Origin of the sequence: Staphylococcus sp. SB1-57 (genome assembly GCF_017086425.1) — a bacterium.
Taxonomy (GTDB): Bacteria; Bacillota; Bacilli; order Staphylococcales; family Staphylococcaceae; genus Staphylococcus; species Staphylococcus warneri_A.
This window is the reverse complement of the sequence record NZ_CP070964.1, coordinates 485779-511188: the sequence shown is the minus strand read 5'-3', so window position 1 is coordinate 511188 and position 25410 is coordinate 485779. Positions and strand designations below refer to the sequence as shown.

25 protein-coding genes are annotated in these 25410 nt (G+C 31.5%); 11 read left to right on the top strand and 14 right to left on the bottom strand.

Features of this window, described 5'->3' with window-relative positions:
- Positions 1-11 precede the first annotated feature (11 nt).
- The 4 genes from JX000_RS02350 to JX000_RS02335 all read right to left on the bottom strand — a co-directional run bounded on the left by JX000_RS02350 (position 12) and on the right by JX000_RS02335 (position 4291).
- A complete protein-coding gene (locus tag JX000_RS02350; RefSeq protein ID WP_145505565.1) occupies positions 12-1265 on the bottom strand; it encodes a copper resistance CopC/CopD family protein in 1254 nt (417 codons plus the stop codon).
- Between the two features lie 207 nt (positions 1266-1472).
- A complete protein-coding gene (locus JX000_RS02345) occupies positions 1473-2828 on the bottom strand; it encodes an MATE family efflux transporter (protein ID WP_206140834.1) in 1356 nt (451 codons plus the stop codon).
- 96 nt (positions 2829-2924) lie between these two features.
- The gene (locus JX000_RS02340) at positions 2925-3344 is read right to left on the bottom strand and encodes a MarR family winged helix-turn-helix transcriptional regulator (protein WP_002452428.1); all 420 of its coding nucleotides are present in this window, start codon (positions 3342-3344) and stop codon (positions 2925-2927) included.
- A gap of 167 nt (positions 3345-3511) precedes the next feature.
- Entirely contained in the window at positions 3512-4291 is a 780-nt protein-coding gene (locus JX000_RS02335; protein WP_002452429.1) for an SDR family NAD(P)-dependent oxidoreductase, read from the bottom strand.
- A 347-nt stretch (positions 4292-4638) separates the two neighbouring features.
- Between JX000_RS02335 and JX000_RS02330 the strand changes: the two genes are divergently transcribed.
- On the top strand, positions 4639-5553 hold the full coding sequence (locus JX000_RS02330; RefSeq protein ID WP_002452430.1) for a phosphatase PAP2 family protein: 915 nt from the start codon (positions 4639-4641) through the stop codon (positions 5551-5553).
- 59 nt (positions 5554-5612) lie between these two features.
- Here the strand turns inward: JX000_RS02330 and JX000_RS12240 are convergent, their stop codons facing one another.
- On the bottom strand, positions 5613-5912 hold the full coding sequence (locus JX000_RS12240; RefSeq protein WP_277395364.1) for a LysR family transcriptional regulator substrate-binding protein: 300 nt from the start codon (positions 5910-5912) through the stop codon (positions 5613-5615).
- Positions 5913-5944: 32 nt separating this feature from the next.
- Positions 5945-6526, bottom strand: coding sequence for a LysR family transcriptional regulator (locus JX000_RS12235; RefSeq protein ID WP_277395363.1), 582 nt, complete (start codon positions 6524-6526; stop codon positions 5945-5947).
- A 299-nt stretch (positions 6527-6825) separates the two neighbouring features.
- Between JX000_RS12235 and JX000_RS02320 the strand changes: the two genes are divergently transcribed.
- Positions 6826-7581, top strand: a complete 756-nt coding sequence (locus tag JX000_RS02320; RefSeq protein WP_075778142.1) for an SDR family NAD(P)-dependent oxidoreductase — start codon at positions 6826-6828, stop codon at positions 7579-7581.
- A gap of 36 nt (positions 7582-7617) precedes the next feature.
- Positions 7618-8043 carry a lipocalin-like domain-containing protein gene (locus JX000_RS02315; RefSeq protein ID WP_049424211.1) on the top strand — a complete coding sequence of 142 codons (426 nt, stop codon included), beginning with the start codon at positions 7618-7620 and terminating at the stop codon, positions 8041-8043.
- A 117-nt stretch (positions 8044-8160) separates the two neighbouring features.
- Here JX000_RS02315 and JX000_RS02310 read toward each other — a convergent pair whose 3' ends face one another.
- Positions 8161-9438, bottom strand: a complete 1278-nt coding sequence (locus JX000_RS02310; RefSeq protein WP_049424209.1) for a YhgE/Pip domain-containing protein — start codon at positions 9436-9438, stop codon at positions 8161-8163.
- Positions 9439-9600: 162 nt separating this feature from the next.
- On the opposite strand from JX000_RS02310, the gene JX000_RS02305 reads away from it, so the two are divergent.
- A complete protein-coding gene (locus tag JX000_RS02305) occupies positions 9601-10209 on the top strand; it encodes a TetR/AcrR family transcriptional regulator (protein ID WP_002452436.1) in 609 nt (202 codons plus the stop codon).
- Between the two features lie 61 nt (positions 10210-10270).
- Positions 10271-11218 (top strand): magnesium transporter CorA family protein, encoded by a 948-nt coding sequence (locus tag JX000_RS02300; protein WP_002452437.1) that lies wholly within the window; start codon positions 10271-10273, stop codon positions 11216-11218.
- A gap of 68 nt (positions 11219-11286) precedes the next feature.
- On the opposite strand, the gene JX000_RS02295 is transcribed toward JX000_RS02300, so the two are convergent.
- Positions 11287-12726, bottom strand: coding sequence for a sucrose-specific PTS transporter subunit IIBC (locus JX000_RS02295; protein WP_049424208.1), 1440 nt, complete (start codon positions 12724-12726; stop codon positions 11287-11289).
- A gap of 188 nt (positions 12727-12914) precedes the next feature.
- On the opposite strand from JX000_RS02295, the gene JX000_RS02290 reads away from it, so the two are divergent.
- From JX000_RS02290 to JX000_RS02275, 4 genes are all read left to right on the top strand, one after another.
- On the top strand, positions 12915-13286 hold the full coding sequence (locus tag JX000_RS02290; RefSeq protein ID WP_002452439.1) for a YbgA family protein: 372 nt from the start codon (positions 12915-12917) through the stop codon (positions 13284-13286).
- A 1185-nt stretch (positions 13287-14471) separates the two neighbouring features.
- A complete protein-coding gene (rsp, locus tag JX000_RS02285) occupies positions 14472-16574 on the top strand; it encodes an AraC family transcriptional regulator Rsp (RefSeq protein ID WP_206140833.1) in 2103 nt (700 codons plus the stop codon).
- 70 nt (positions 16575-16644) lie between these two features.
- Positions 16645-17067, top strand: a complete 423-nt coding sequence (locus tag JX000_RS02280) for a pyridoxamine 5'-phosphate oxidase family protein (RefSeq protein WP_002452442.1) — start codon at positions 16645-16647, stop codon at positions 17065-17067.
- A gap of 376 nt (positions 17068-17443) precedes the next feature.
- Positions 17444-17788, top strand: a complete 345-nt coding sequence (locus JX000_RS02275) for a DUF4889 domain-containing protein (protein WP_002452443.1) — start codon at positions 17444-17446, stop codon at positions 17786-17788.
- Positions 17789-18243: 455 nt separating this feature from the next.
- On the opposite strand, the gene JX000_RS02270 is transcribed toward JX000_RS02275, so the two are convergent.
- The 3 genes from JX000_RS02270 to JX000_RS02260 form a co-directional block, all read right to left on the bottom strand.
- Positions 18244-19521 (bottom strand): cation:dicarboxylate symporter family transporter, encoded by a 1278-nt coding sequence (locus JX000_RS02270; protein ID WP_002452444.1) that lies wholly within the window; start codon positions 19519-19521, stop codon positions 18244-18246.
- Between the two features lie 249 nt (positions 19522-19770).
- Positions 19771-20136, bottom strand: coding sequence for a DUF3139 domain-containing protein (locus JX000_RS02265; protein WP_002450326.1), 366 nt, complete (start codon positions 20134-20136; stop codon positions 19771-19773).
- A gap of 128 nt (positions 20137-20264) precedes the next feature.
- Positions 20265-20894, bottom strand: coding sequence for a nitroreductase family protein (locus JX000_RS02260; RefSeq protein ID WP_206140832.1), 630 nt, complete (start codon positions 20892-20894; stop codon positions 20265-20267).
- A 164-nt stretch (positions 20895-21058) separates the two neighbouring features.
- Between JX000_RS02260 and JX000_RS02255 the strand changes: the two genes are divergently transcribed.
- The gene (locus JX000_RS02255; RefSeq protein WP_002450328.1) at positions 21059-21505 is read left to right on the top strand and encodes a MarR family winged helix-turn-helix transcriptional regulator; all 447 of its coding nucleotides are present in this window, start codon (positions 21059-21061) and stop codon (positions 21503-21505) included.
- Positions 21506-21743: 238 nt separating this feature from the next.
- Positions 21744-22160 (top strand): Hsp20/alpha crystallin family protein, encoded by a 417-nt coding sequence (locus JX000_RS02250; protein WP_002450329.1) that lies wholly within the window; start codon positions 21744-21746, stop codon positions 22158-22160.
- 53 nt (positions 22161-22213) lie between these two features.
- Here JX000_RS02250 and JX000_RS02245 read toward each other — a convergent pair whose 3' ends face one another.
- From JX000_RS02245 to nreB, 3 genes are all read right to left on the bottom strand, one after another.
- Positions 22214-23365 (bottom strand): nitrate/nitrite transporter, encoded by a 1152-nt coding sequence (locus JX000_RS02245; protein ID WP_206140831.1) that lies wholly within the window; start codon positions 23363-23365, stop codon positions 22214-22216.
- Positions 23366-23699: 334 nt separating this feature from the next.
- A complete protein-coding gene (gene nreC, locus JX000_RS02240; RefSeq protein ID WP_041613696.1) occupies positions 23700-24353 on the bottom strand; it encodes a nitrate respiration regulation response regulator NreC in 654 nt (217 codons plus the stop codon).
- A gap of 22 nt (positions 24354-24375) precedes the next feature.
- Complete coding sequence (gene nreB / locus JX000_RS02235) at positions 24376-25407, bottom strand: nitrate respiration regulation sensor histidine kinase NreB (protein WP_049425531.1); 1032 nt, start codon at positions 25405-25407, stop codon at positions 24376-24378.
- Positions 25408-25410 lie beyond the last annotated feature (3 nt).

Below are 25410 nucleotides of genomic sequence, written 5' to 3'. Positions count from 1 at the left end.
CATTTTGCTCCTTATCCTGGAATATTAATTTGACTCATCATCACACCTATAAAAATAAGTATGACTCCCATTACCAATTCTGTAATCAATGTTATGCGATTGACTTGTTGACGTTTACCAAGTGATTTTGAAGTTTGATAAAATCCTAATCCCATCATAAGTATCGTACCTATGATTTTAACTAACATTAGTGTAGTCCATGTTTGCATATTTGACCAAATCGCCAAAATATTGGTTTCATCAATTGCCATTAATACACCTGAAACGATAATCATCGTAACCGCAATCACATTTACTTTAAATAGCATTGAGCGAACTGTCTTCACTTGATCTAATGATTTCTTAATCATTGCATACCATACGAGATATACAAGTGCACCGATCCATAGTGTCATGCCTGATATATGTATCGTCCTAATCACAATGGACCAAATCGGAAATGTTTGTGACCACGCATGACCTGACATCGCTATTGTTAAAACCATTACAATTGAAACAAGTACATACCATATGCGATCCATATTTCTAATTACGATTAACGCATATAATAATATCATTGCAATTGAGCTTAAAATAAATGGAAATTGCATCAAAACATCAATATCAAGCGACAAAATATCATCTACTACGTCAGAAGTTAATGTCATCATGTAAAGCAATAATGCCATTACATATGACATCATCAACATCAATGCAATACCAAACTGTTTTGGAAATAGATCAAACGACTTCAATTGCTTTCGTTGGGCTATACGATTCAACCAAAAGAAACCAACTAATATAATCGTAGCGCCTTCCGCAATATATCGCATAACACCAAACCAGAAACTTGGTTCTTCATAAAAGGCATTAGATGTATCTATATCTTTCGCAGTAACTTTACCAACTGAAAATTCAAATTGGTCTCCAACTTCATGTCCATCGGCCGAAATAGCTTGCCATTTAATTGTATGTGTACCTTTGCCGACTTTGTCAGTTGAAAATGCTAACGTTTTAGACCATCCAGACGTCGATGGTTTCACTTTACCTAATTCTTTTCCTTTATCATTGTATAATGTGATATTGGAATACTTAGAGTTAACAGGTTCATTAAACTCTAATTCAATCTCATTAGGCATGTGTTTTACAACGCCATCTTGTTTAGGATTCGTCTTTTCCAAAGTTGCATGAGCTGAAGCTTCATTCATCAGTGATGGCATCAACGAAAGAAAACAAATCATTATTAAAGCAATAACGATTTTTGGGTACCTTTGAATATGTACCATCGAATCCCCCTATCTTTATTACTTCAACTTTCTTTCCACATTACATCATAACGATTACCAGTATCATTCACAATAATATTAAAAATTGTTCACGAATTAGACAAAAAAGGTCGAGACAAAGCGATTAATCATGCTTTGGGGACACCGTTAATCGGTTTCCCAAATCACAATAATTTTATGTCTCAACCTCCAATTGAATGCTAATGATTATTCTTCTAATAATGCTTCTTTATCAACAGTTAGTTTATTTCTTAATAAATAAACGATTAACATTGCTGCTAAAGCACATAATGTCTCAGCAATTAATAATGACCATACTACGCCTGTTAAACCAAACAAACTATTCATAACGAATAAAACTGGAATAATGATTGTGCCTTGTAAAATAGCCATTATCGTTGCACCACGTCCTTGACCAGTTGCTTGTAGCATACCAGTAAATAAGAATCCGATACCATTTAATAGTAATGATGTCATTGTAACTTGTAGCATAAATGTTGCTAAGCTAACAATATGCGGATCTGTACTAAATAACTGAATAATTTGGTGTCCAAAGATGAACACAATTACCATACTTACTGCAAAGATTGCAAAGATAGATATTATAACTGCTTTAATTGTATCTTTCATTCTTGATTGATTAGCAACAAAGTTATAAGCAATTAATGGTACAACCCCTTCACTTAATCCCATAATAATTAATTCTGGGAATTGTACTAATCTAAATTGAATACCATAACTTGCAATCGCATAGTTACCATAATGAGCTAAGAATAAGTTCAATACTAGTCCATGTACTCCCATAAGTACTACCATTAAGAAAGCAGGAATACCTATTTTGAAAATTTCTGCCATCATATCTTTTTTAGGTTTAGCAAATTTAATATTTAATGATAATGAATCAATTTTTTTCACAAAATAAATGATAAAGAAGATCGCAGCCGCTAAGTTTGAAATAGCTGTTCCTAAAGCTGCTCCAACTACATTCAAATCAAATCCAAAAATTAATATTGGATCTAGAATCATATTTAATACAACACTTGCTAACATACCGGCCATAGATACAAATGGTGCGCCTACCGCACGCGCAAATTGTTCTAAAATAAAGAACAAAATAACAAATGGCGCACTTAAGAACATAATTCTTAAATATTCACTTGTGAAATGTATTGTTTCACCATGTGCACCTAATATTTGTGCAATTTGATCTGTAAACGGTATTGTAATTAATGCAATAATTATACCAAATAATAATCCACCATATATTGAGAAACTACTTACGTATTTACTTTTACTATAATCTTTAGCACCCAGTAGTCGTGAAATATATGTTCCACCACCAACTCCAAATAAATTACCAAACCCCATTAAAGCTGCAAAGATTGGCAATGTTAATGAGATAGCTGAAATCATATGACTATCATCTAAAAATCCTATGAAATATACATTTAAAATCCCATAAATAACACTTAATAAAGTCCCTATCATCATTGGCAATGAGAAATGCATCATCGCTTTAAAGATAGGTGCTTTTTCAAAAAAATACAATTGTTCGTCTTTCATTATTCTTACTCCCTTTTTCGTTAGATGGCTAATAGTTAGATATCTAAATATATATCAAAAAATAATGTGGTTATTATTATTAGCAATAACCACGTATTATTCTAAGTTTTTCATCATCTGTTCCAAATTTTCTTTTAATCTTATTTTTTCTTCATCTGAAAAATTTAATAACATTCGTTCTTCAATTTCATCAAACACTTTTGTAAATGATTCAACTAACGACACACCTTCATCTGTTAGTTTTAATATTTTACTACGTGTATCTTGTGGGTTTACTTTACGAAAAACTAATCCCTGTGTCTCCAAATTTTTTAGTATGTTACTAACTGTAGATCCTTTTCTATCAAAAAAATGCATCAAATCTTTTTGAGATATACCCTTATCTTGATGCCGATAAATGTAACCTAATGTATGGCTCTGTTCTTGAGTAATTCCAAAATCATCTAACCTTCGATCTGCATAGTTTTTCATTTGGTGCGCTAAGCTTCTTAATAAAAATTGATACGTTAATTCCATCGCTTCACCTCATTTAGTTAGATATCTAAGTAATATAATAACATGCTTTTTCAAATTTACAACCGATATATTAAAGTTCTAATTTTCTGATTATTAAACAGGTACATAGACCTATAAATAATAAAAAAGCTAACTCAAAAATGAGCTAGCTTTATAAATCTTCATTATTATAATGCAGTATAACCACCATCAACAGTAATGACTGATCCTGTAACGAATGATGATGCATCTGAAGCTAAGTAAAGTGCAGCACCTTGTAATTCTTCAGGAACACCTGGACGATTCATTGGTGTCATGTTCATCCAAGTATCAATCATGTCGCCGCCTTTAGCGAAATAATCTTTTGTTAATTCTGTTTTCATGTATCCTGGTGCAATAGTGTTGACACGGATATTATGTTTAGCCCATTCGTTAGCTAAACTTTTAGTTAACATGATAACAGCTGCTTTTGATGTATTATATGCAGCTTGTGGTTGTGGTGTGTTAACAATAACACCTGACATTGAAGATGTATTTACGATCACACCGCTTTGTTGTTTACGGAATACTTCTCCTACTGCGTTCGTTACTAATACCATACTATTTAAGTTAACATCCATCGTTTTTTTCCAACGTTCATACGGCATATCTTCAAAGTTAACATGCTCATTAATACCTGCATTGTTAAATAAAATATCGATATGACCGAATGTATCCATTGTTTCTTTTACCATAGCGTTAACTTGATCAATATTTGTAACATCTACTTCACATGCAATTGCTTTGTTGCCTGTCTCTTCTTCGAATTCTTTAGCTGTTTGTTGACCAACTTCTAAATTCATATCAGCAATCACAAGATTGGCACCCGCTTCAGCTAATGCTTTCCCCATGGCTTTACCTAAACCAGATGCACCACCTGTTACAATCGCAACTTTATTTTCTAATTTAAATTTATCTAATACTGACATTCAATCCATCTCCTTATGTTTGTATATATGCTCATTTTAAAATAAATCAATCTAAATTCATAGTGCAAACGCTTACTTTTATAGATAAATATTTTTCATATTACACTTATAAGATAAAATTAATTATAGATTTGCACAAATGAACACTCATATATACTCAAAAAATTTCCATAGATACATTACTTTATTTAAAACTTTCCATTTACATAATCTTAATATTCACAAAACAATGACTTAAAAAATAATTACTACCCTTTAACAAGACATAAATATACTTATAGAAAACTTAGTATAGATACGTCGCTTGTAATCTCGCTTTACAAATACATAACATCTAGAAGGATCATATGGTTATTTCAAAAAAACTTGCTTCAGCTACATTAGGTGTTCTTATTATTGTTTTATGTGTTGCAACGTTTTTAGATCAATCGATTTCTAAACATTTAATGGATCAAAACTCGTTATTCGGCACTATTTTCCAAAATTACGGACTCTTCCCACCCACAATTGTACTAATAATATCTATGATTATTTTTAACTATTATGTGTTTAAGACATTTAAGAGTAGATTGGCTCAAACTATCATTTTGATAGTATCTTTTGTTTATACATTAATTAAGACTAATGCATTGGTATCTGAAACTGTACAATACATGATGTCTACATCAGAAAACATTAAAAAGCATAAACCTATGGGCATGGCAAATAACGAAGGAAACACTGGTGAAGCTTTATCTATTGGATTGAGTTTCTTAATTTCATTTATTATCTTAATCGTTATAGCATTCATTTGTTATCAATTTTGGCTAAAACGTATAGATATGTCAGAATTAGAAAGACTATTCAAAGTCTCTATGATTAGCTTTATGATATTACTCATCGGATTAGAACTCGTTGACAATATGAAAGAACTTTGGGGTCGTGTCAGACCATATGAAATTGAAGATAAAGCAGGTCATTTTACCAATTGGCTAACAATTAATGGTAATACAGGGCATAGTTCCTTCCCTTCTGGACATACTGGAAACGGCGCTTTCTTCATGTTCTTTGCATTTTACTTTAAAAAACTATCAACGAGACAGTGGATGTTTATTATAGGATTAATCTATAGTGTATTGATGGCTCTTAGTAGAATAAGAATTGGCGCTCACTTTACGAGTGATGTCACTATGAGCTTAATTATCATGTTTAGTTTAATGTTAATTGCTGATTTCCTTATCAAAAAATTAACAACTCACCACTCAACGCCACACTACGAATAAAAGTTTTATCATACTGATAGTAGCCTGAGACACGTAATTGATGTCTCAGGCTACTATTTTTACTTCCTATAAATCGACTTTGCCATTTCTAAAAATGCATATGCACCTTTGGACAAATGATTGAGTTTATCATATTTATAAGCTAACACAACGTGATTAGCATATTTAGAAGCATCGAGTTTGATAAAATGTCCTTTAAACTGAGACATACTATTTTTAACACTCTCAGGAACATAAGTCATACCTAATCCTTCATTTACTAATCTTAATGCATTATCAACACTCATTGTCTCCATTGCAATTTGTGGCGTGATATCATGATTTTCTAGAATTTGATCTGTAAGATGTCTTAACGCCATATTGGGTTTCAATAATATAAATCGTTCATTTCTTATATCATCATGTATGTCTTCCGCATTTTTTCCTCACTTTGTTGACTTAAGAGTAATGCGTAATCAGGAGGTAATGCTAAATAAATCGCTTCTGAATATAAAACATCATATTTAAAAGTCCCTTGATAAAACGGTAATATCGTTAATGCGATATCTATTTTATTATCTATCAGAAGCTGCTCTATTCGATGAGACGGCTCTTCAATTAACTTTAATTCGATACCGGGATACGCTTTTATAAATTCAGGCAATATATCGTATAACGTATGAGCTGCTAATATGGGATTCACACCTATTACTAATCTTCCCTTTTTTAATTCTGAAATATTCTGTAATTCTTGCTTCATTTCTTTATATGTATAGTTAATTTGGTTCATATAATCTAAATAGCGTTCACCAGCATACGTTAATGTGATAGGGTTACTTTCTCTATTTATGAAAGTAACACCTAATTCAGTTTCTATGTCCTTAATAAACATACTCAAATATGGTTGAGAAATATATAAATGTTTGGCTGCTCGAGATATACTACCAAAACGTCCTACCGCTTCTAAATATTGGACCGAATTTGTGTTAATCATTAACTCACCACTTTCTCCTTATAACTATTTAGTTATGACTTTTATATCTTAATACGTCTTTTACAAATCACGATTTCAGGTAGATAATAATCATTGTCAACAAATCGACAAAAATTAAAACTTAATATAATTAAATAGTTATATCTCATGAAATCTAATTTGTATGGCTTCTATAGAATTGATTTTTCAACAATTAAGTTAGTCGTATCCATTATTATAACTACTTTTACAATTTATTTACTATTAAAACACTATTCGAACCATTTTAGGTCATAATTCAAGCTTAGGAGGAATCATATATGAATAGAAATGTTATCGTAACAGGATCAGGTCAAGGTATTGGCTATGCTATCGCACAAGCGTTTGATCAACAAGGTGATCGTGTATTCATTTTTGATATGAGCAAAGACGCTGCTGAAGCAGCAGCTCAGTCATTAGAGAAAGGTGTTGCATATCAAGTAGATGTTACAGATGAAACGACGGTTAAAAATGCTATCAAAGATGTAACTAATCAATACGGTGCCATCGATGTTTTAGTTAACAATGCTGGCATTCAATATATATCTAAAATTGAAGACTTCCCATTAGACAAATGGAACCAAGTTATTGGTGTTATTCAAACAGGCACATTCTTAATGACTAAACATGTATTACCAAGCATGAAACAACAACAACAAGGCCGTATTATCACTATTTCATCAGCACATGGTGAAATGGCTGATCCATTCAAATCAGCGTATGTAGCATCTAAATTCGCACAAATTGGTTTCACAAAAACAATTGCACTTGAAACAGTCGATGATGGTATTACTGCAAACGCTGTATTACCTGGACCTGTTCGTACAAAATTAATCGAAAACCAACTTGCAAAATTAGCAGAACAAGATGGTACTACTGAACAAGAAGCAATGGAAAAACATATTACAAGTAAATCACCAATGAATCGCTTATTAGAACCTTCTGAAATAGCTGATACTGTTGTTTTCTTAGCATCAGATGGTGCATCTGCGATCACAGGTGAAACAATCAGTGTTTCTGGCGGTTCAAACGCATAATTCATAATTAATATTTAAGAAAGAAGGCATTTTAATATGAGTCAATTACAAGAACAATTAATCGGTACATGGTCATTAGTAAGTTATCAAGATGAAGATGAAAATGGCCAAATTTTCTATCCATTAGGCAAAGATGCAACTGGGTTTATTATGTATAATCCAGATGGTTATATGTCAGCTCAATTGATGCAACAAGGTCGTCCTGCTTATGCATCTGGTGATCTTCACACTGGTACTAAAGATGAAATGGCGAAAGCTGCACATGGCTATTTAGCTTATGCTGGTAAATATGAATTAGATGAAGAAAACCAAACCGTTTATCATACGATGAACGTTAGTATGAATCCAACATGGTTAGGTGATACACAACCACGTATATTCAAACTTGAAGGTCATACACTTAGCATTGAAAATGGAAACAATCCCAATCAAAAACTCGTTTGGCAACGCGTTAATCATTAATTATTCATAACATAAAGAGCAATCCCCGTCAGAAGGGATTGCTCTTTTTTGTATACATCAAAACACTGCCGATAAGTTATGATATCTTATCGACAGTGTATATTAAAAAGCTTGATTTTATGATGGTACTTCAGTACGTTTTGTACTATGTTTTCTAATAGCTGCTGCTAATAAACTAGATACAGCACCAAAAATCATAAATCCAATAAGCATCCACATTGTTGAATTCAACTCAATATGGTGGTTCATATAAATGATTTCTTTTAAGCTTGTAGCATAATGTACGAATGGATTCCAATCTACAATATAACGTTGATAGAACTTAGGTAACATTTGCTTTGGTAACATTACCATTTGCATACTAAAGAACATTGCAATGAAGAAGATTGGCACAGATTTCATACCTAACCAAGTCATTGTTCCTAATATTAAACCAACAAATCCCATAATCGCTAACGCTACAAACGTTGCAACACGGTTTGGATGATCGAAGTCAAATCCTAGTGCGCCTCCCATAAAGTACACATATGCAAAGCTACCAAGAAATGCTGCAATCACTGTAAAGATAATTTGTCCTACAGAAGCTATTAAACGATGTGCAATTTTAATATTACCACTTGTTCTAAATGCGAAGAATAGTAGAACAGAAATAACAATTGATCCCATCCAAATTGGCATAAACATTAAGAATGGTGCGTTACCGCCACCTTGATGGTCTTTTACTTTATTGATTTTTTCATTATCCACTTTAACAGGGTTAGTTACAGAATCAATATCTTTAGCATCAACTTTAACATTTTGTTTTTCTAATGTTTGAAGACTTTGTTTAGTAATTTGTTTGTTAATATTGTCACCCATACCTGACAATACATTTGTAGCCATTTGAGAACCTTGTAAACTTGATCCTTGGCTTACAATTGTTTTTAATTGTGCTTGTTTGACATCAACACTTTGATTACCCATTTTTTTAGCCATCATTTGTGCTTGTTGCGCTGGCACTTCACCAGATTCAACTTTCTCTTTCATTTCAGCTTTTTTGCTGTCCATGACTACTTTTTGAGTTTTACTCATCGCATGTTTAGAAAAATCTTTTTCAAATATAGCAGCGCCATAATATTTTTCATCTTCCATGCCTTGTTTAGCATCTTTTTCGCTATCTACTTTGACCCATTTGATTGCTTTAGAATCACTATCTAATAATTTATCTTCTAGTTTGTCACCAATATTCATCTTTTTACCTTGAATAGAAGTACCTTCATCGTGATTTACAATTGCGATTGGCATATCTTTAGGTTTAGGATTAAACGCTGGATAAAATGCAATTGCAAAAATCATTAATATTAAAATGATTGCGATTGGTGTCAACCATAGTAATTTGCTTTTAAATATATTCATAACTTTTCCTCCCTTGAAGCAATTCAACATTGTGTTGAATATTTATCACTTTTCCAATTATAATGAGTTTAAATAAATAAACAACAATCAATTAATAGAAAAACGTCCGTTATTGAACACAATGATGAATATTGTCTATTAACTAAGGGAGGTTTTACATTTTTGAAAGAAGATAGACGCGTTCGCAAAACTAAATCTGCAATTAAGTATGCTTTCATACAATTATTGAAAGAACGAAGCCTTGAAAATATTACAGTTCAAGATATTGCAGATAAAGCTGACATCAATCGAGGTACTTTTTATTTACATTATGAAGATAAATATTTACTCCTCACTGATATGGAAGATGAGTGTATAGAACAAATTTCTAAATTCACTCAATTCTCAGAGATTCAAGGCGATAATGTAGAAATGATAGCAACATTATTTATTGATAAAGTGTTGCGTAACATTATTCAACATGTGTATGATAATCTAGACTTTTACAATACGATTTTGAGTTTAGAAAGAAAAAGTCGCTTAGAAGAAAAAATAAGCGATTTGATACAATATAATATGAAACATCAAGTCAGTGTCGATAACAAAATTGAAGGCATCCCTGAAATGTATTTTCATAGTTACGTATCTGGTGCTACAATATCTATCATTAGGTATTGGGTATTAGACTCAAACCGTATCTCTGTTGACGAATTAGTGACACACATTTTTAAAATTATTTATTACGGTCCACTAAGGATTATGGCCGAACAGAGATATAACCATATGAATTAAACACATTGCTCGATAAACATAGTGATGCGTTTGAAAAAAAGCTTTGAAAGGACTTTAACAAATGATCACTGCATATAAACATTCAAATCAAATTAATAATGAAATTATTGAAACACCAATAGATCAACAAGCATTATGGATTAATGTTGTTGAACCTGATAGAGAAGAAATCGAATATTTAATGGATCACTATCATTTACCTGAAGATTTTATACGAGATCCATTAGATTCAGAAGAAAGCGCACGTATCGAATATGATGAAGACACTGGATACTCTCTCATTATTATCGATTTACCATTAATCAATTCTACTAATCGTAGTGTTTTATCATTTATTACGATTCCGCTGGGTATCGTCATTGGAAATGGTATTGTTATGACAATTTGTGATGCTGAAAATGAGTTCTTAGAGAATTTTTCAAGACAAGATAATATTAATCTCAAATTTCATAGTCGATTCGCTTTAGAAATATTAACTACTATTGCGAACCATTATAATAGAAACTTAAGATTGCTTAATAAATCAAGAATTCGTATTGAAAGAGAATTAAAGAATAACATTACAAATAAACAACTTTTCAAATTAATGGAAGTTGAAAAAAGTTTAGTCTACTTTTTAGCCGCATTAAAAGGTAACGATACCATTATTAAAAAATTATTCCGTTTGCCTGCTATTAAACGATTTGAAGATGACGAAGAGTTACTGGAAGATTTAATTATTGAAAATAACCAAGCGATAGAAACTACTGAGTTACATCAGCGCATTTTAGAAAGTATTACAACATCCTATGCATCACTATTATCTAATGATATGAACACCATTATGAAAACTTTAACAATGTTTACGGTGTTACTAACCCTTCCAACACTCGTATTTAGTTTCTTTGGTATGAATGTTCCATTACCATTAGATGATCATAGTTATATTTCTTGGATTATCGTTGTTGGTATCTCACTGATACTTGTTGCGATTGTCAGTGTATACTTATGGCGAAAACAGAAGTTATAACCAGTTTTAAATATAAAAAGATGGACAGTACTAGAGTTCAATGTACTCTAACTGTCCATCTTTTTATTTTATTGAACTTCTTTATATTTTTTTCTTTTAGATAAGACAAACGTTACAATCACAGATACTACAAATGCAATGACCATACCGATTAGATAATGTAACCAACCACCATGGTTAGGATTGATTGAAATAAATCCTGGTATACCTGCAGTCCCCAATGCAATAGCTTTGACTTTAAAGAATGAAATATAGGCTGCTCCTAAACCAGAGCCAACGATGGCGCCAATAAATGGATATCGTAGTTTCAAGTTAACACCAAACATGGCTGGCTCTGTGATACCTAAAACTGCTGAAATACCTGCTGCTGAAGCAACACCTTTTAATTTTTTATTATTTTTTATAATAAAGAATGATGCTAAGGCTGCCCCACCTTGTGCCATATTAGACATCGTAGCAATTGGGAATATAAATGAACCGCCCGTTTTAGCTTGATCTGCAATCAGCGTTGTTTCCACTGCAATAAAGCTGTGATGCATACCTGTAATGACAATAGGTGCATATAATAAACCGAAAATTAATCCTCCAATAGCACCACCGAATTCATATAACCAAGTTAATCCATCAGATAACCAATAACCTAGTTGTCTTGTAATTGGGCCAACAAATAAAAATGTTAAAAACGCTGTGATAAAGATAGATAACAATGGTGTTAATAAATTGTCCAATACAGTTGGAACTACTTTACGCAACCACTTTTCAATTGTGGCTAATATATAAGCTGCCACAAGCATAGGCAATACTTGTCCTTGATAACCCACTTGGTTAATATGTAATCCAAATACATCCCAATGTGGAATCGCTTTACCTGCTTCTACTGCTTTTGGAAAATCATAGGCACTCATTAAACTTGGATGTACTAAAATCATACCGAGTGCAGCCCCTAAAAACGGATTGCCCCCAAACCTTTTAGCAGCACTAAAACCAATTAAAATAGGTAACAATGTAAATGGCGCATTCGCAAATATATTAATCATATCTGCTAGTCCTGCGAATTGGCTGTGTACCTCAATTAAAGATTTACCTGCATAAAATAAGTCTTTAGCTGTTAATAGATTGTTTAAACCCATTAATAAACCACCAGCTACGATTGCCGGAATAATTGGTACAAAAATATCAGATAGCATTTTGACAAATCGTTGTAATGGATTCATATTTTTAGTCGATTTGTCTTTCACTTCAGAAGTCGTAGACGCTTCTTTACCAGTGATATGTTCCATTTCGTTAAATACTTTATTAACAGTTCCAGACCCTATAATAATTTGATATTGTCCACCAGTTGAAAATGTTCCTTTAACAACATCCATTTTAGATAAGGCTTCTTCATCAACTTTACTCTCATCATTCAATATTAATCTAAGTCTGGTTGCACAATGGGCCATTGAATCTAAGTTCTCTTCGCCACCAATGGCATTAAGTATCTCTTCTGCAGATTGTTTATAGTTCATTTGTCTAATCCCTCCCATTTTTAGAACCGGTTCCAAAATAACTACTTTAATTGTAACCGGTTCCAATAATTAAATCAACACCACCTTTTTACTTTTTGATTAAATTTAAAAGTATTAGCTTTATCAATGTCATTGAACAGTTATGAATACGGGTATATATGAATACTATACGCATAGGGGGCTACAACTTGAAAGAACGTGGACACATCGAACAATTATGGCGAGAAGAAAAATATCGTGTTTTACTGCATAGTCAAAAACAATATGATGCTATTCGAGAAAAACTAAAATCGCAAGTTTCTTACGAGGAAATTCGTATGATGATTGAACATGCTATCACTATTGAACCCAGTCAAGGAAGTGTCATCAATGCTTATGATCATATGTGGGGATACTTTAAAAAATGGGCTACTGACGAAGAAAAGCAAAGTGCTCAAAAATTAAAGAAACTATTTATTAACCATGACGTATCCATTCATGATTTAATGTCATTTTTAAGTATATTAGCTGATAAATATAACGTGCAGTATATACAACAAAGTACAGTATTAAATGAATAAAAAAGAGGTCGTGACAAAAGCGTTAAGGATTTGTGCAGAACCAAACGATGATAAAGAACTACTTCCTTATTCATAGGTTAGTAGTTCTTACAAACTCAATAGTTGAGTTTGTTCATTTGAATTGTTTTCCAAATTTTGTCGAATCGTGAGTGTTTGCCCAACTTGCATTGTTTGCAGAAATTGGAATACCAATTTCTCTATGTTGGGTCCCTTCTGCCGATAATCCTGCTTTTGGGACGCCGTTAATCGGTTTCCCAGAGCAAAAAGCTTTATATCTCAACCTCTTAATTTTGTGTCAAAAAGGTAGTCACCTTTAATCCACATTAAATGTACATTATGTTAAATTCTAAAGAAAGATTAATTCTAAGATGTATCACAAAATAATAATAAACAATAAATAGAACTTAATGCTATAACATCCAGTGAAAGTTATTGTCATGCTTCATTTAATTTGTTATCACTTCGGGGGGAGTATTTCAAATTAATGATTATAAAAATCGCTACTTAAAAATTGATGCTTCATCATACTTTAATTTTCAGAAGATGTGATTTCTCAGGATGCCACCCTATTTCTATATTGGTCAAAATCAGCTGCATGTTCTAGTTGATATATCTTAAAGATTTCAAACCAATGTCATTATGCCTTTACACATAGAGTTTATGTGTGATGAAGAAATAAGGATTGTATGCGTTAAATCTCGATGTTTATTCTTATTTTAAGTTGATTATTTATTCACTAAATATGGCGTATGTGATTCTGTGTTGTCTCTCTCTTTTGTTGTTATATCTAAGATGTGAATATAACGTACATTTAAAACCACAGATTAACAATCCAAGATTTAAATGTTTTAAATTTCTTTTGGATTGAAATCTATTATTATTATCCACTAAATATTTCATTCTCACTCTATTGAAAATTTCCAAATACTCTTTACTACATTTCTAAATTTCCATTTGTATTGCAAACAACACAAAATTGACTACGTTTTCACAAAAATTGCTATAATAACTTTTATTTTTAACTATTACTATTTGAATGAAAATCTATTATAATAACTATTATTATTCAATCGCATATTAAATGACTTAGACTATGAATATTCTCATATATATTCAATTTGAACAATTTATAAGTGATTATTATATTTTAATACTAAAAAACTAAGAGGAGTCACATCACATAACATGTCATGCCATTTATCCCTATTCACTCAACATCAAACGCAGCCATGTCGTAATATTAATCAAATCATCATATTATTTTCATTAAGTCATGAATTAAGGATTAAAATTAACGGTGAACTTAAAGATTTAGATGCTCATATTGCAATTATTAATCATGGTGATATATATGAAATAAAAAATGCGACACATTTAGTTCAATTAAATATACCTATTTTTTATTTCTACATAGAAGATACGTCGTTTTTTGAATGTTACTTTGATAGACATTTATTGCAATCAAGTGATTACATCAAAACGCTATTACTTCAATTATTACAACAAGATTCAAAAGATCATAAAGACCAACAAGTCTGCTCTAAAATCATACAAACCTTATATAAAGAAGCAGTAATAAAATTAGAAGGCAATTATATACCTAACATTGCAGTAAATTCTCCTTTATTTGCAAATTGTCTTCAATTTCTAGATGAACAATTGACTCAGCCAATTTCTTTAAAGGATGTTGCTCATAATAGTAGTATTTCTGAATCTTATTGTTCTAATTTATTTAATCGATATTTGAATATGAATTTTAAAGACTACTTTACAAGTCTAAAATTATGTCATTCTATTAATCTACTTATGACCTCTCATTTATCAATCAACGCTATATCCGAAACATCTGGTTTTACTAGTCATACCAATTTTACTAATCAATTTAAAAACTATTTACAATTTAGCCCTAAACAATATCGTACTTATATCAATCAAATTGATACTATGCCACATTTAAACATTGTTGATTACGATAATGAGGCATTTTTACCACTCATAGAAAACTTTAATTTTAATGATCAAATAACTACAGAAATTACGAAAATTGACTTAGAACATTTTGATCCTAAAGATCATTCAAAAGCTTCCAAAGCATTTATCCGACTTGATAATTTCAATGAATTATTTCACTTCACCTTCAATGACTATTTCGATATAGACTTTTCATTTTTACCTGAACCGGTCATACTTATCAACGATATAAAGGATTTAACAACGAATCAAATCAATTATCATTTATTATATAGATGCTTTGATAAATTATTCGAACGACATATCGGCTTGGCAATGACCATTAAATCCAAAGAGGATTTTAAGGCAGTTAATCATTTCGTCTTGATGTTTTTACAAGGTCATACAGACTATCAATTAAATAAAAAGACAGTCAAACTGATGCTCATTTTTGATTCAGCAACAATGACCATACATGATATTCATCTATGTCATTTAAAAATTAGAAATAAAAATAGAGATATCAAATATGGTGTGACTATAGATGGATTATTGCATCAAGAACAAACGTTAGATAAAACATATGATATTTTAAGAAGACTCAATTTTGATTATTATTTAATAGATATTGAAAATATAGAAACGACATTATCCTTGATTAACAAAAGGAAAACATATAATCATACAACCACTCATTTTGATAATTATAAGCAATTTATCATGGATTCTGGTATAGACTCCACACGCTTTGTGTATGATTATTTATCATTAAAATGTTTCAAATATACTAACAACGGTACACATCCATTACAACTCGCCGACTTAGTGTGTCATATTATTGCGCTATTACGCTATGGTGGTGGCATTAGTTACCAATTGATTGCAACGGGGTCAATTTATATTTCTCTATTTAATGAATTCGGTAATGCACTTCCCCTCATTCATATTTATAAAATGGCACATGCATTTGTGAATGAACCTATTCAAATTTCTAATAATTACATCATGAGCCGAAAAGATGGTAATTATCATTTTATTTTATTTAATAAAATCAATGATCGATATTTATCTGATACACAACTAGAATTCATATTTAAAAATCATTTAAAAGCAAATTCATTAATTACTATTCAAACGTTGAATAATGAACATGGCACTATTGATAATTTATTACCGAAGAGTAGACAACAACTGTTTCTTGATAAGGAGATGGTTGAACAACTAGAACGTTCGAATCACCCAAAAACTGAATTGTCACTCCTAGAACACGATAATCAAGATATCAAGTTGATTTTAAAACACGATGAAGTGAAGTATGTTTGTATTAAACCTAATTAATGATTTAAATATAGCTAAAGTTTAACAATGGTCATTTAAGGATATAGTTGTCACTAAGGAGATGATTATATTGGATAATCAAAAAGCAACAGAAGCGATTGAAAAAGTATTAGATCATTCTAAAGTCGGTGTATTATCTACTGCTTTTAATAATAAACCTAATAGTAGATATATGGTGTTTTATAATGATGAATTAACGCTTTATACTAAGACAAATATCAACTCAATTAAAGTTGAAGAGATTGAAGATAATCCTTATGCCTATATTTTATTAGGTTATAATGAGACTACTAATCATAGCTTTGTTGAAATTGATGCAACGATTGAAGTTGTTAAAGATCAAAAAGTCATTGATTGGTTATGGGAAACACAGGACAAATCATTCTTTGATTCTAATAAAGACCCTGAATTATGTGTGTTAAAAGTTATTCCTAAGTCTATCAAACTAATGAATGACAAAGATTTAGATACACCTTTCACAATTGAATTATAATGATATAGCGAGTATAGAACACAACTCCAAAATCATAGCACAAAGGCGATTAAAAAATATAAATCATCTTTGTGCTTTTTTATATTTAATATCACATTTACACATGTAATTGAATAAATGCCACTTAACTAAATGATAGAGGAGCTTATGTATAAAAACATTTACGTGACTCAACTTGTACGACCAATGGATCGTCCAATACTAATCCGTAAAATTAATCCTTTCAGATATATTTTTTGTTAATTAATGACAAATGCGTATATTTTATGAATTTTCCAATTAATAATAAACACTTATATTTTGAATTTAATTGCAAATTACTCTAATTTTCTGTATAAATGAAATAGAAAACAACAATACTAAAGGAGAATATATAATGAAGAGTAAAAAAGGACTAGGTTTTGGTCTTATCGCAATTATGCTTATTGTATGTATTGTTTTAGTTGTCGCAATGATGGCTGGCGGCAAAAAAGAAACATACTATGGTGTTATGAAAAATGATACTACAATAGATAAAATGATTAGTGAAAAAGACGAAAAAATTGAAAAGAACATTAAACTTCCATCAGATGCAAAAGTATCTGTTAAAAAAGAAGATTTTGTTATGATTACTAAGAACGAAAAAACTGGCAAAATTGCTAAAGTGAAAAAAGTAGATCATGACGATGTACCACATGGATTAATGACTCAAATCCATGATATGGGACATATGCATATGTAATATAAAAAGGAAGCAAGTCATCAATGGCTTGCTTCCTTTTTATTTGTATATATTGCTCGTATTCACATAATTCCAACCATTAAAAATGGAAGTACTTTTAAGGGTCACAGTAGCTTTCGCTACTGCGTAAGAGGGTGAAGAACAGAAATTTTATATTTCGTCGTTCTTCACCGGCACAAGATGACTAGGTTTGTTACAAGCATCGCGTAGTAACTTACCAGTCATCCACTGCCTCTAACCATTAAAAATGGAAGTGCTTTTAAGGTTCACAGTAGCTTTCGCTACTGCGTAAGAAGTACTAACCATTAAAAATGGAAGTACTTCTTTAAATGCATAAGAGTCCCTAATCGCTAATGCGATTTTCTCCTCTTCGGTTCGCCTTAGCTTGCGCTAATGCATAAGAGCCCCTAATCGCTAAAGCGATAAGGGGCTCTAAAAATGTCAGATTTATTATTTTATAGTGATTTTAAATACTCTTGGCCTTGTTTCTTATCATATAAGTTTTCCCATTTTGCGATAACTACAGTTGATAAAGCGTTACCCATAACGTTAACGACTGTACGTACCATGTCTAATAAACGGTCAACTCCTATAATTAATGCAAGTCCTTGAGCTGGTAATCCCATTGCACCTAATGTTGTTAATAAAACAACGATTGAAGTACCTGGAACTGCTGCCATACCTTTTGATGTAAGCATTAATGTTAACATTAACACAATTTGTTCTGTTAACGTTAAATGCATACCATACATTTGTGCGACGAATAAAGCAGCGATTGATTGGTACAATGCTGAACCGTCTAGGTTAAATGTATATCCAATTGGTATAACAAATGATGTAATTTCTTTTGGTGAACCAAATTTTTCCATCTTTTTCATCATTACTGGTAATACAGCTTCTGAGCTTGATGTTGAGAAAGCTAAAAGAATTTCACTTTTTAGTATTTTCATAATAGAGAAAATACTTATGCCACACATTCTTGCTACAATTCCTAATACTACAACTACAAAGAATACCATCGCGAAGACGACAACTAATACAAGTTTAAGTAGAGGAAGTAAAGCTGATGCACCAAATGTAATAATGGTTGTACAAATAAATGCAAAGACACCTAATGGTGCTAATTTTAAAATTTTGTTAATCATCCAGAATACTGCTTCTAATGTACCACTTAAGAAAGATTTAACAGGTTCTGCTTTTTCACCGATGGCAGCTAAGCCTAAACCGAAGAATACAGCAAAGAAGATAATTGGTAATAATTCTCCTTTAGTTAAAGCTTCAAAAAAGTTTGTAGGTACAATGTTTACAATGGTATCAATAAAATGATTACCGTATGTAGATTGTTCTGCAGCGTGTGCAGATGATTGATATTTAGAAATATCGCCCTTTGGTAGTTTGGATGGATCAAGTCCAGAACCTGGTTTGAACAAGTTACCAAAAATAATCCCAAGACCAATAGCGATTGTTGTTATAATCTCAAAGTAAAGTATTGTTTTCCATCCATAGCGACCTACAGTTTTCGACTCCCCTACGTTCGAAATAGATAACGCTAAAGAACAGAACACAACTGGAATAACGATCATTTTAATTAAGTTTAAAAAGACGTCTCCAAATGGCTTTATGTAGTTAGCCGCTTCTTCATTTCCATATAATATAAGTCCAACGACAACACCTAGAACCAACGCAATTAATACTTGCACTGGAAGACTAATTTTTCTCTTGAATAGAGCCATATTGCAAACTCCCCTTCATCTGACATCACTTAATTATATCAGATAACTTAAAAATAGCTATAATTTTTTAAATAACAAATACAAATAATTGTGTTGAAATTTCTAAATATTTGTGAAACCAGAGTATTTTACTACGGTTACTTTTACCATTTTTATTGTTTTAATCACAATTCTAACTACATATTAAACTTACACAATAAGAAAAAAAGGTTACCGATTTTTTAAATCGATAACCTAAAAATATTTTGACTAATTTGAGGGCTTATAATTTTTATTAAAGTAATTATGTTTAGCACTCTTTAGACTTTTCTTAGTTTCAGTATCAAAACCTTCTGCAAAGATACCTTTATTTGTACTTATAGGTTGTATCACGTAAGTTACTTTAGGCTCATCTTTAAAAATAACTTCCTTATAATACACACCTTTTTTAGCACTATATAATGTTTCTTCTTTTTTTATCTTATCTTTTAGATGATGTTCTTTAAAATAACTATCGACCATTTCAATATTTTTATGGCCTTGATATGTTTTAAGTGCGAAGAAAAATGCAAATGCTAAAACTAACGAAATGATTAATATAATAATAATTCTAATTAATTTCTGTTTCCTACTCATTTTATAGACTCCTTTTGCCTTATCTTAATTAGTATGAACGAAAAGCATACATTTTTAAAGTCTTATAAAACTTTTGTAACAAAATATTCTTATCTGAATTTTGTACTTAAACGCTTGTCTATACGTTATTATAAATATTGTCTAACATCATCAAGTGGCAAACGTACTGATTCATGCGCTTCTTGCGCCTCTTTACCTACTGCAATAGCTACAACAGGTACAAAACGATCACTATCTAAACCTAAAACGTCTGCAATATTAGCTTTATCAAATCCACCGATTGGATTCGTATCATAGCCATGAGATTTAGCTACAAGCATAAATTGCATCGCCATTAAACTACTATCAATATTTACGATATCTTTCATGCCTTCTCTTGATAGCCCTTTATAATGAGGAAGCACCCAACTTAACATTTTATCTTTAATCTCTTCAGTCATATGTTTTTTACTTACTGCATCACCATAAATTTGTTCAGCTTTTTCATAATTTTTTAAATCACCAAAAACAATAATCATCGCAGAAGATGTGTTCACTTGTCTTGAGTTCATCCCAAATGATGGTAAGATTTTCTCTTTACCTTCTTCAGAATCCACTACCATTAATCTCCATGGTTGCATATTTACGGATGATGGTGCTTTCGTTGCTTTTTGAATCATTTCATCCATTTCTTCGTGACTAATTATATATTCGGTATCAAATACTTTTACAGATTTTCTGCCTTTTAATACATCATCAAATTTTGAGATTCTTTCCATAAAGTTCTCCTCTTTCTAAATAAGTCGTTTGATATTACAAAACAATTAAGTTTTATTATAATTTTGTAATTTTTAAATGAAAAGCAATTTGCCTATATCACTTAGAACGGCACTTGACAAGTCATACACTTCATAATATTGTTAGCTTAACAAGGAGTGATTTAATGTATGTAGAAAATAGTTATTTAAGCAAACAATTATGCTTTTTATTCTATGTTTCATCTAAAGAAATTATCAAAAAGTATTCTAGTTATTTAAAGGAATACGAACTCACGTACACTGGTTATATAGTGCTAATGGCGATTGAAGAAGATGAGAAACTTAACATCAAAACTTTAGGTGATAGAGTTTTCTTAGATTCAGGCACTTTAACACCATTACTAAAAAAATTAGAAAAGAAAAATTACGTCGTTCGAACTCGTGAAGAAAAAGATGAAAGAAACCTTCAAATTTCACTGACTGATCATGGTAAAAGTATTAAAAAACCATTATCTGAAGTGTCACTAAAAGTATTTGGCGAATTTGATATCGACGTTAACGAAGCAAAAGAATTAATCAACCATCTTCAAATGTTTGTTTCTAAAAACTTTGATAAATCCACAGAAAAGTAATACTTCTATAGAGAAAAAGACAAAAGTAAACTTTCCCTCAACATTCATATCTTTCTTTTATACATGTAAATCCAAGTTATGTGAACAAATGTTTCATATTGTAAGCTTTTGTCTGTATTCTCTAGAACTAATAATCACTCCATAAATCCTTTTTACTTTACCTCACCCTAAACAGTACATATAATGAATCTACAATTAAATATGATTCAAATTTAGTTAATTAAAAGGAGCGAATCGTATGCCTAGTAATGACTTCTTTAACAATGCATTTTTAAAAAATGACCCTACTGATATGTTTAGAGATTTAGGTAAGCAAGTGTTTAATCAGTTTTCCTCACAAGCATTTCCCGCCAACCTATATAATGAAAGTGATCATTATTTAATAGAAGCTGAACTTGCAGGCGTAAAAAAGGAAAATATATCATTAACTTTTGATCATCATACATTAACGATTAAAGCTAATAAGTTTCTAGAACCTCATCATGGACAAGCGCAATTGAATGAACGTTCTAACGGAGAACTTGTCCGTCGATTTGAATTTGAGGATGTAGATAAAGATTTAATCAAAGCAACATTTGAGGATGGCGTCTTAAATATACGCTTACCTAAACAACAACACGATTCTGAAGACGCAACAACTATATCTATATTATAAATCAAAAAATAACACCCTCGTCACGGTATAACCAAGATGAGGGTGTTATATATTTATGCTTCTTTTTTATTTAAATGAACCATTGTGATTAATGCGATGAGTCCGAAAATAGCTAAAAAGATAAATGCTAAATGACTTGAACCTGTTACCCCTGTAACATAAGTGATTACTAATGGTGGGAAAAAGCCGCCTAGTCCCCCCATCATTGATACAATACCATTCGCTGATCCAGCTTCTTTCGCGAAATATGATGGTACTAATTTAAAAATAAGACCATTACCAATACCTGCACACACACTTATCATTAAACATCCTATGGTAAATAATGCGATGTGATTAGAGAAACCTAAAATCAATGCACCTGTAATCATAATGATAAAATCTACCATTAGAACCTTAACTGCATTTAGTTTATCACCTAATATGCCTCCGACTGGTCTCAGGAAGGTCGCTAAAGCAATAAATATACCTGAACGAATGCCTGCATCAACTTTATCTATACCAAAATGTTGCACCAGATAGTTTGGCAAAAATAGTCCAAAAGCTACAAACGCACCAAATGTAATAAAGTACCAAAGACTTGTATAGTATAGTTTATAATTTTTAAATAAGATTTTCATTTGAGATATTAGCGGTACTTTTACTTTAGGCTCATGGTTATCTCCAAATATAAACATTAATACTGCAAATATAGCAATAATAATTAAATAACTTCTAACTGTTGTTTGCCAACCAATAATCCCTGCAATTGGCGGTGCTAAAAATGATGAAATCGCTGTCCCAATGTTTCCCATACCATAAATACCCTTCGCTAATCCTACTTTATCTTTTGGGAAATATTTTGGAATTGATGTAACACCTACTGAGAATATAGCACCACCCACACCAAGAAAGAATCCAGATAACATCATCATTTTTGGTGATTGTGCTTGCCCTAAAAAGTAAATGGGAAATAAAAGCACTATAAAACTACAGAAAAATACCCATTTGGCTCCAATAATATTAGTTAAATATCCAAAAGGAACACGTAATATTGATCCCAAAATGACTGGTATTGCTAAAATAATGGATAGTTGTCCAGCTGAAATTTTAATGTCTTGAGAAATAAATGGCATTAATGGAGAAATAATGCTCCATGCCATAAAACCAACTACTAAGCTAAGTGTTTGTAATGTGAGCTGAAATCCACCTTTTGTCTTGTCCATATTTTCACCCTCGTCGAATTCATTTATTTATTAGTACTATGCGGGTTTGACCTTCAATAACTCTATTAATGAACATAGAACTAATCTTAATTTGATTTTATCGACTTTGTGAAAAGTTGAACATTAGGATAATCCCTTATTCGACTATGTAATTCCCCTATTAAAAAGGATCACAGTAGCTTTCGCTACTGCGTAAGAAGTACTAACCATTGAAAATGGAAGTACTTCTTTAAATGCATAAGAGCCCCTAATCGCTAAAGCGATTTTTCTCTTCGGTTCGCCTTAGCTTGCGCTAATGCATAAGAGCCCCTAATCGCTAATGCGATAAGGGGCTTTAAAATTCTAGGAGTTTCTTTTTCATGGCGTATTCTACGAGTTCTGGTTTTGATTTTAATTCTAGTTTGTTCATAATGTGTGTTTTATGTGCTTCTACTGTTTTAACTGATACAAATAGTTTTTCTGCTATTTCTTTATTGCCATAGCCTTTTGCTATTAATGGCAATATCTCTAATTCTCGTTTGGATAACACTTTGAATGGATCTGATGTATCTGTATATTCCTGATTACTACTATTCACAAATTCATTCACTAATGAGGTGGTCAATTTCATATCAACATATGTCTCACCATTATAAACTGTTCTAATAGCAAGCAATAGTTGTTCATCAGGTGCGTTTTTCAAAATATAACCTTTCGCACCGTTCCTCAATACATGAAATAAATACTCTTCATCATCATACATTGTTAAGATTAAAATCTTTGTTTCAGGAAAACTTTCATGAATTTTACTCGTTGCGATAAGCCCTGATTCACCTGGTGGCATACTTAAATCCATTAATAGTACATCAGGTTTAAACTCCAAAACTTTTTGATAGGCCTCTACACCATCAGCAGCGGTAGCAACTACTTCCATATCCTCTTGATAGTTCAATATCATAGAGAAACCGGTTCTAACAACTGCATGATCATCGGCAATAACTATTTTCAACATTATTCCCCCAAAAATTAATTTACAGTGGTACTTCTAAAGTAATAATCGTTCCTTTACCTATATGCGTCTCAATATTTAAATTCCCTCCAACAAGTTCGGATCGCTCTTTCATTCCATATAACCCTAGTCCAGATCCTCTCGGTTTGGAAGACGGATCAAATCCTTGTCCTCTATCAATAATTTCAGCGATTAACGTCAGTTCATTTTGTTGAATAGTGACTTCTACTTCACTAACACCAGCATATTTTAAAGCATTATAAACAGCCTCTTGCACAACTCGATACACGACGGTTTCCACCTCGCTATCAAAGCGATGATTAACGATATTAGAAACATAATTAATTTGCATACCATAATTTTCTTCGAATTGTTTAAAATAAGATTTAAATGCTGCCTCTAATCCTAAATCATCTAAAGATGCAGGACGCAATTCAACTGATAGATGTCTGACATCGTCAACGAGTTGTGACATTAAACCTTCAATATTTTTAACATCATTCAATATTTTCTCTTTATCTTGTTGATATTTTAACAAACGTAATTGAACATCAATATTCAACATTTCTTGAATAACACTATCATGTAGTTCTCTAGATATACGCTTACGTTCATTTTCTTGCGCGGATATTGTTTTTCTCATCATTCGGCGTTGATTCATTTTTTCTTGTCGTTCAATTTGAGGTGCAACATCTTGCAATGTAAATGCATTAATACCTTTAACCGGATCTATGGTTTGATAAGAAGCTGTAAATGGTGCGATTTTTCTGTTTTTTGTTTTCATAAATACTTGGAATTGTGAATGATGAGGTTGTGCTACATCTAAAAAGCAATCTCTACATGACTGTACGTCATACTCATTCGTGTAACCTTCGCATCGTCTACAAATCGCATTCGTCATTGCACTATAATTTTCTTCTTCCGAAATAACTTCTTTAGCTGCTTCATTCATTGCTATAATCTTTCCGCTATTATTCACAAAAACAATCTTTTCATTTGTGCTTTCAAAGTAACGTCTTAGCAACACTTCAAGTTGTTCATTATTAACCGTCAAGTT

What these genes read in the sequence shown, in the direction of transcription:
- JX000_RS02245 (WP_206140831.1), bottom strand. Translation starts at nt 23,365, where the DNA reads ATGGACAAGACAAAAGGTGGATTTCAGCTCACATTACAAACACTTAGC.
- JX000_RS02315 (WP_049424211.1), top strand. Translation starts at nt 7,618, where the DNA reads ATGAGTCAATTACAAGAACAATTAATCGGTACATGGTCATTAGTAAGT.
- JX000_RS02310 (WP_049424209.1), bottom strand. Translation starts at nt 9,438, where the DNA reads ATGAATATATTTAAAAGCAAATTACTATGGTTGACACCAATCGCAATC.
- JX000_RS02255 (WP_002450328.1), top strand. Translation starts at nt 21,059, where the DNA reads ATGTATGTAGAAAATAGTTATTTAAGCAAACAATTATGCTTTTTATTC.
- JX000_RS02300 (WP_002452437.1), top strand. Translation starts at nt 10,271, where the DNA reads ATGATCACTGCATATAAACATTCAAATCAAATTAATAATGAAATTATT.
- JX000_RS02270 (WP_002452444.1), bottom strand. Translation starts at nt 19,521, where the DNA reads ATGGCTCTATTCAAGAGAAAAATTAGTCTTCCAGTGCAAGTATTAATT.
- JX000_RS02320 (WP_075778142.1), top strand. Translation starts at nt 6,826, where the DNA reads ATGAATAGAAATGTTATCGTAACAGGATCAGGTCAAGGTATTGGCTAT.
- JX000_RS02350 (WP_145505565.1), bottom strand. Translation starts at nt 1,265, where the DNA reads ATGGTACATATTCAAAGGTACCCAAAAATCGTTATTGCTTTAATAATG.
- JX000_RS12235 (WP_277395363.1), bottom strand. Translation starts at nt 6,526, where the DNA reads ATGATTAACACAAATTCGGTCCAATATTTAGAAGCGGTAGGACGTTTT.
- JX000_RS02275 (WP_002452443.1), top strand. Translation starts at nt 17,444, where the DNA reads ATGAAGAGTAAAAAAGGACTAGGTTTTGGTCTTATCGCAATTATGCTT.
- JX000_RS02295 (WP_049424208.1), bottom strand. Translation starts at nt 12,726, where the DNA reads ATGAACTATAAACAATCTGCAGAAGAGATACTTAATGCCATTGGTGGC.
- JX000_RS02345 (WP_206140834.1), bottom strand. Translation starts at nt 2,828, where the DNA reads ATGAAAGACGAACAATTGTATTTTTTTGAAAAAGCACCTATCTTTAAA.
- JX000_RS02260 (WP_206140832.1), bottom strand. Translation starts at nt 20,894, where the DNA reads ATGGAAAGAATCTCAAAATTTGATGATGTATTAAAAGGCAGAAAATCT.
- JX000_RS02265 (WP_002450326.1), bottom strand. Translation starts at nt 20,136, where the DNA reads ATGAGTAGGAAACAGAAATTAATTAGAATTATTATTATATTAATCATT.
- rsp (WP_206140833.1), top strand. Translation starts at nt 14,472, where the DNA reads ATGTCATGCCATTTATCCCTATTCACTCAACATCAAACGCAGCCATGT.
- JX000_RS12240 (WP_277395364.1), bottom strand. Translation starts at nt 5,912, where the DNA reads ATGGCGTTAAGACATCTTACAGATCAAATTCTAGAAAATCATGATATC.
- JX000_RS02340 (WP_002452428.1), bottom strand. Translation starts at nt 3,344, where the DNA reads ATGGAATTAACGTATCAATTTTTATTAAGAAGCTTAGCGCACCAAATG.
- JX000_RS02335 (WP_002452429.1), bottom strand. Translation starts at nt 4,291, where the DNA reads ATGTCAGTATTAGATAAATTTAAATTAGAAAATAAAGTTGCGATTGTA.
- JX000_RS02250 (WP_002450329.1), top strand. Translation starts at nt 21,744, where the DNA reads ATGCCTAGTAATGACTTCTTTAACAATGCATTTTTAAAAAATGACCCT.
- JX000_RS02330 (WP_002452430.1), top strand. Translation starts at nt 4,639, where the DNA reads ATGGTTATTTCAAAAAAACTTGCTTCAGCTACATTAGGTGTTCTTATT.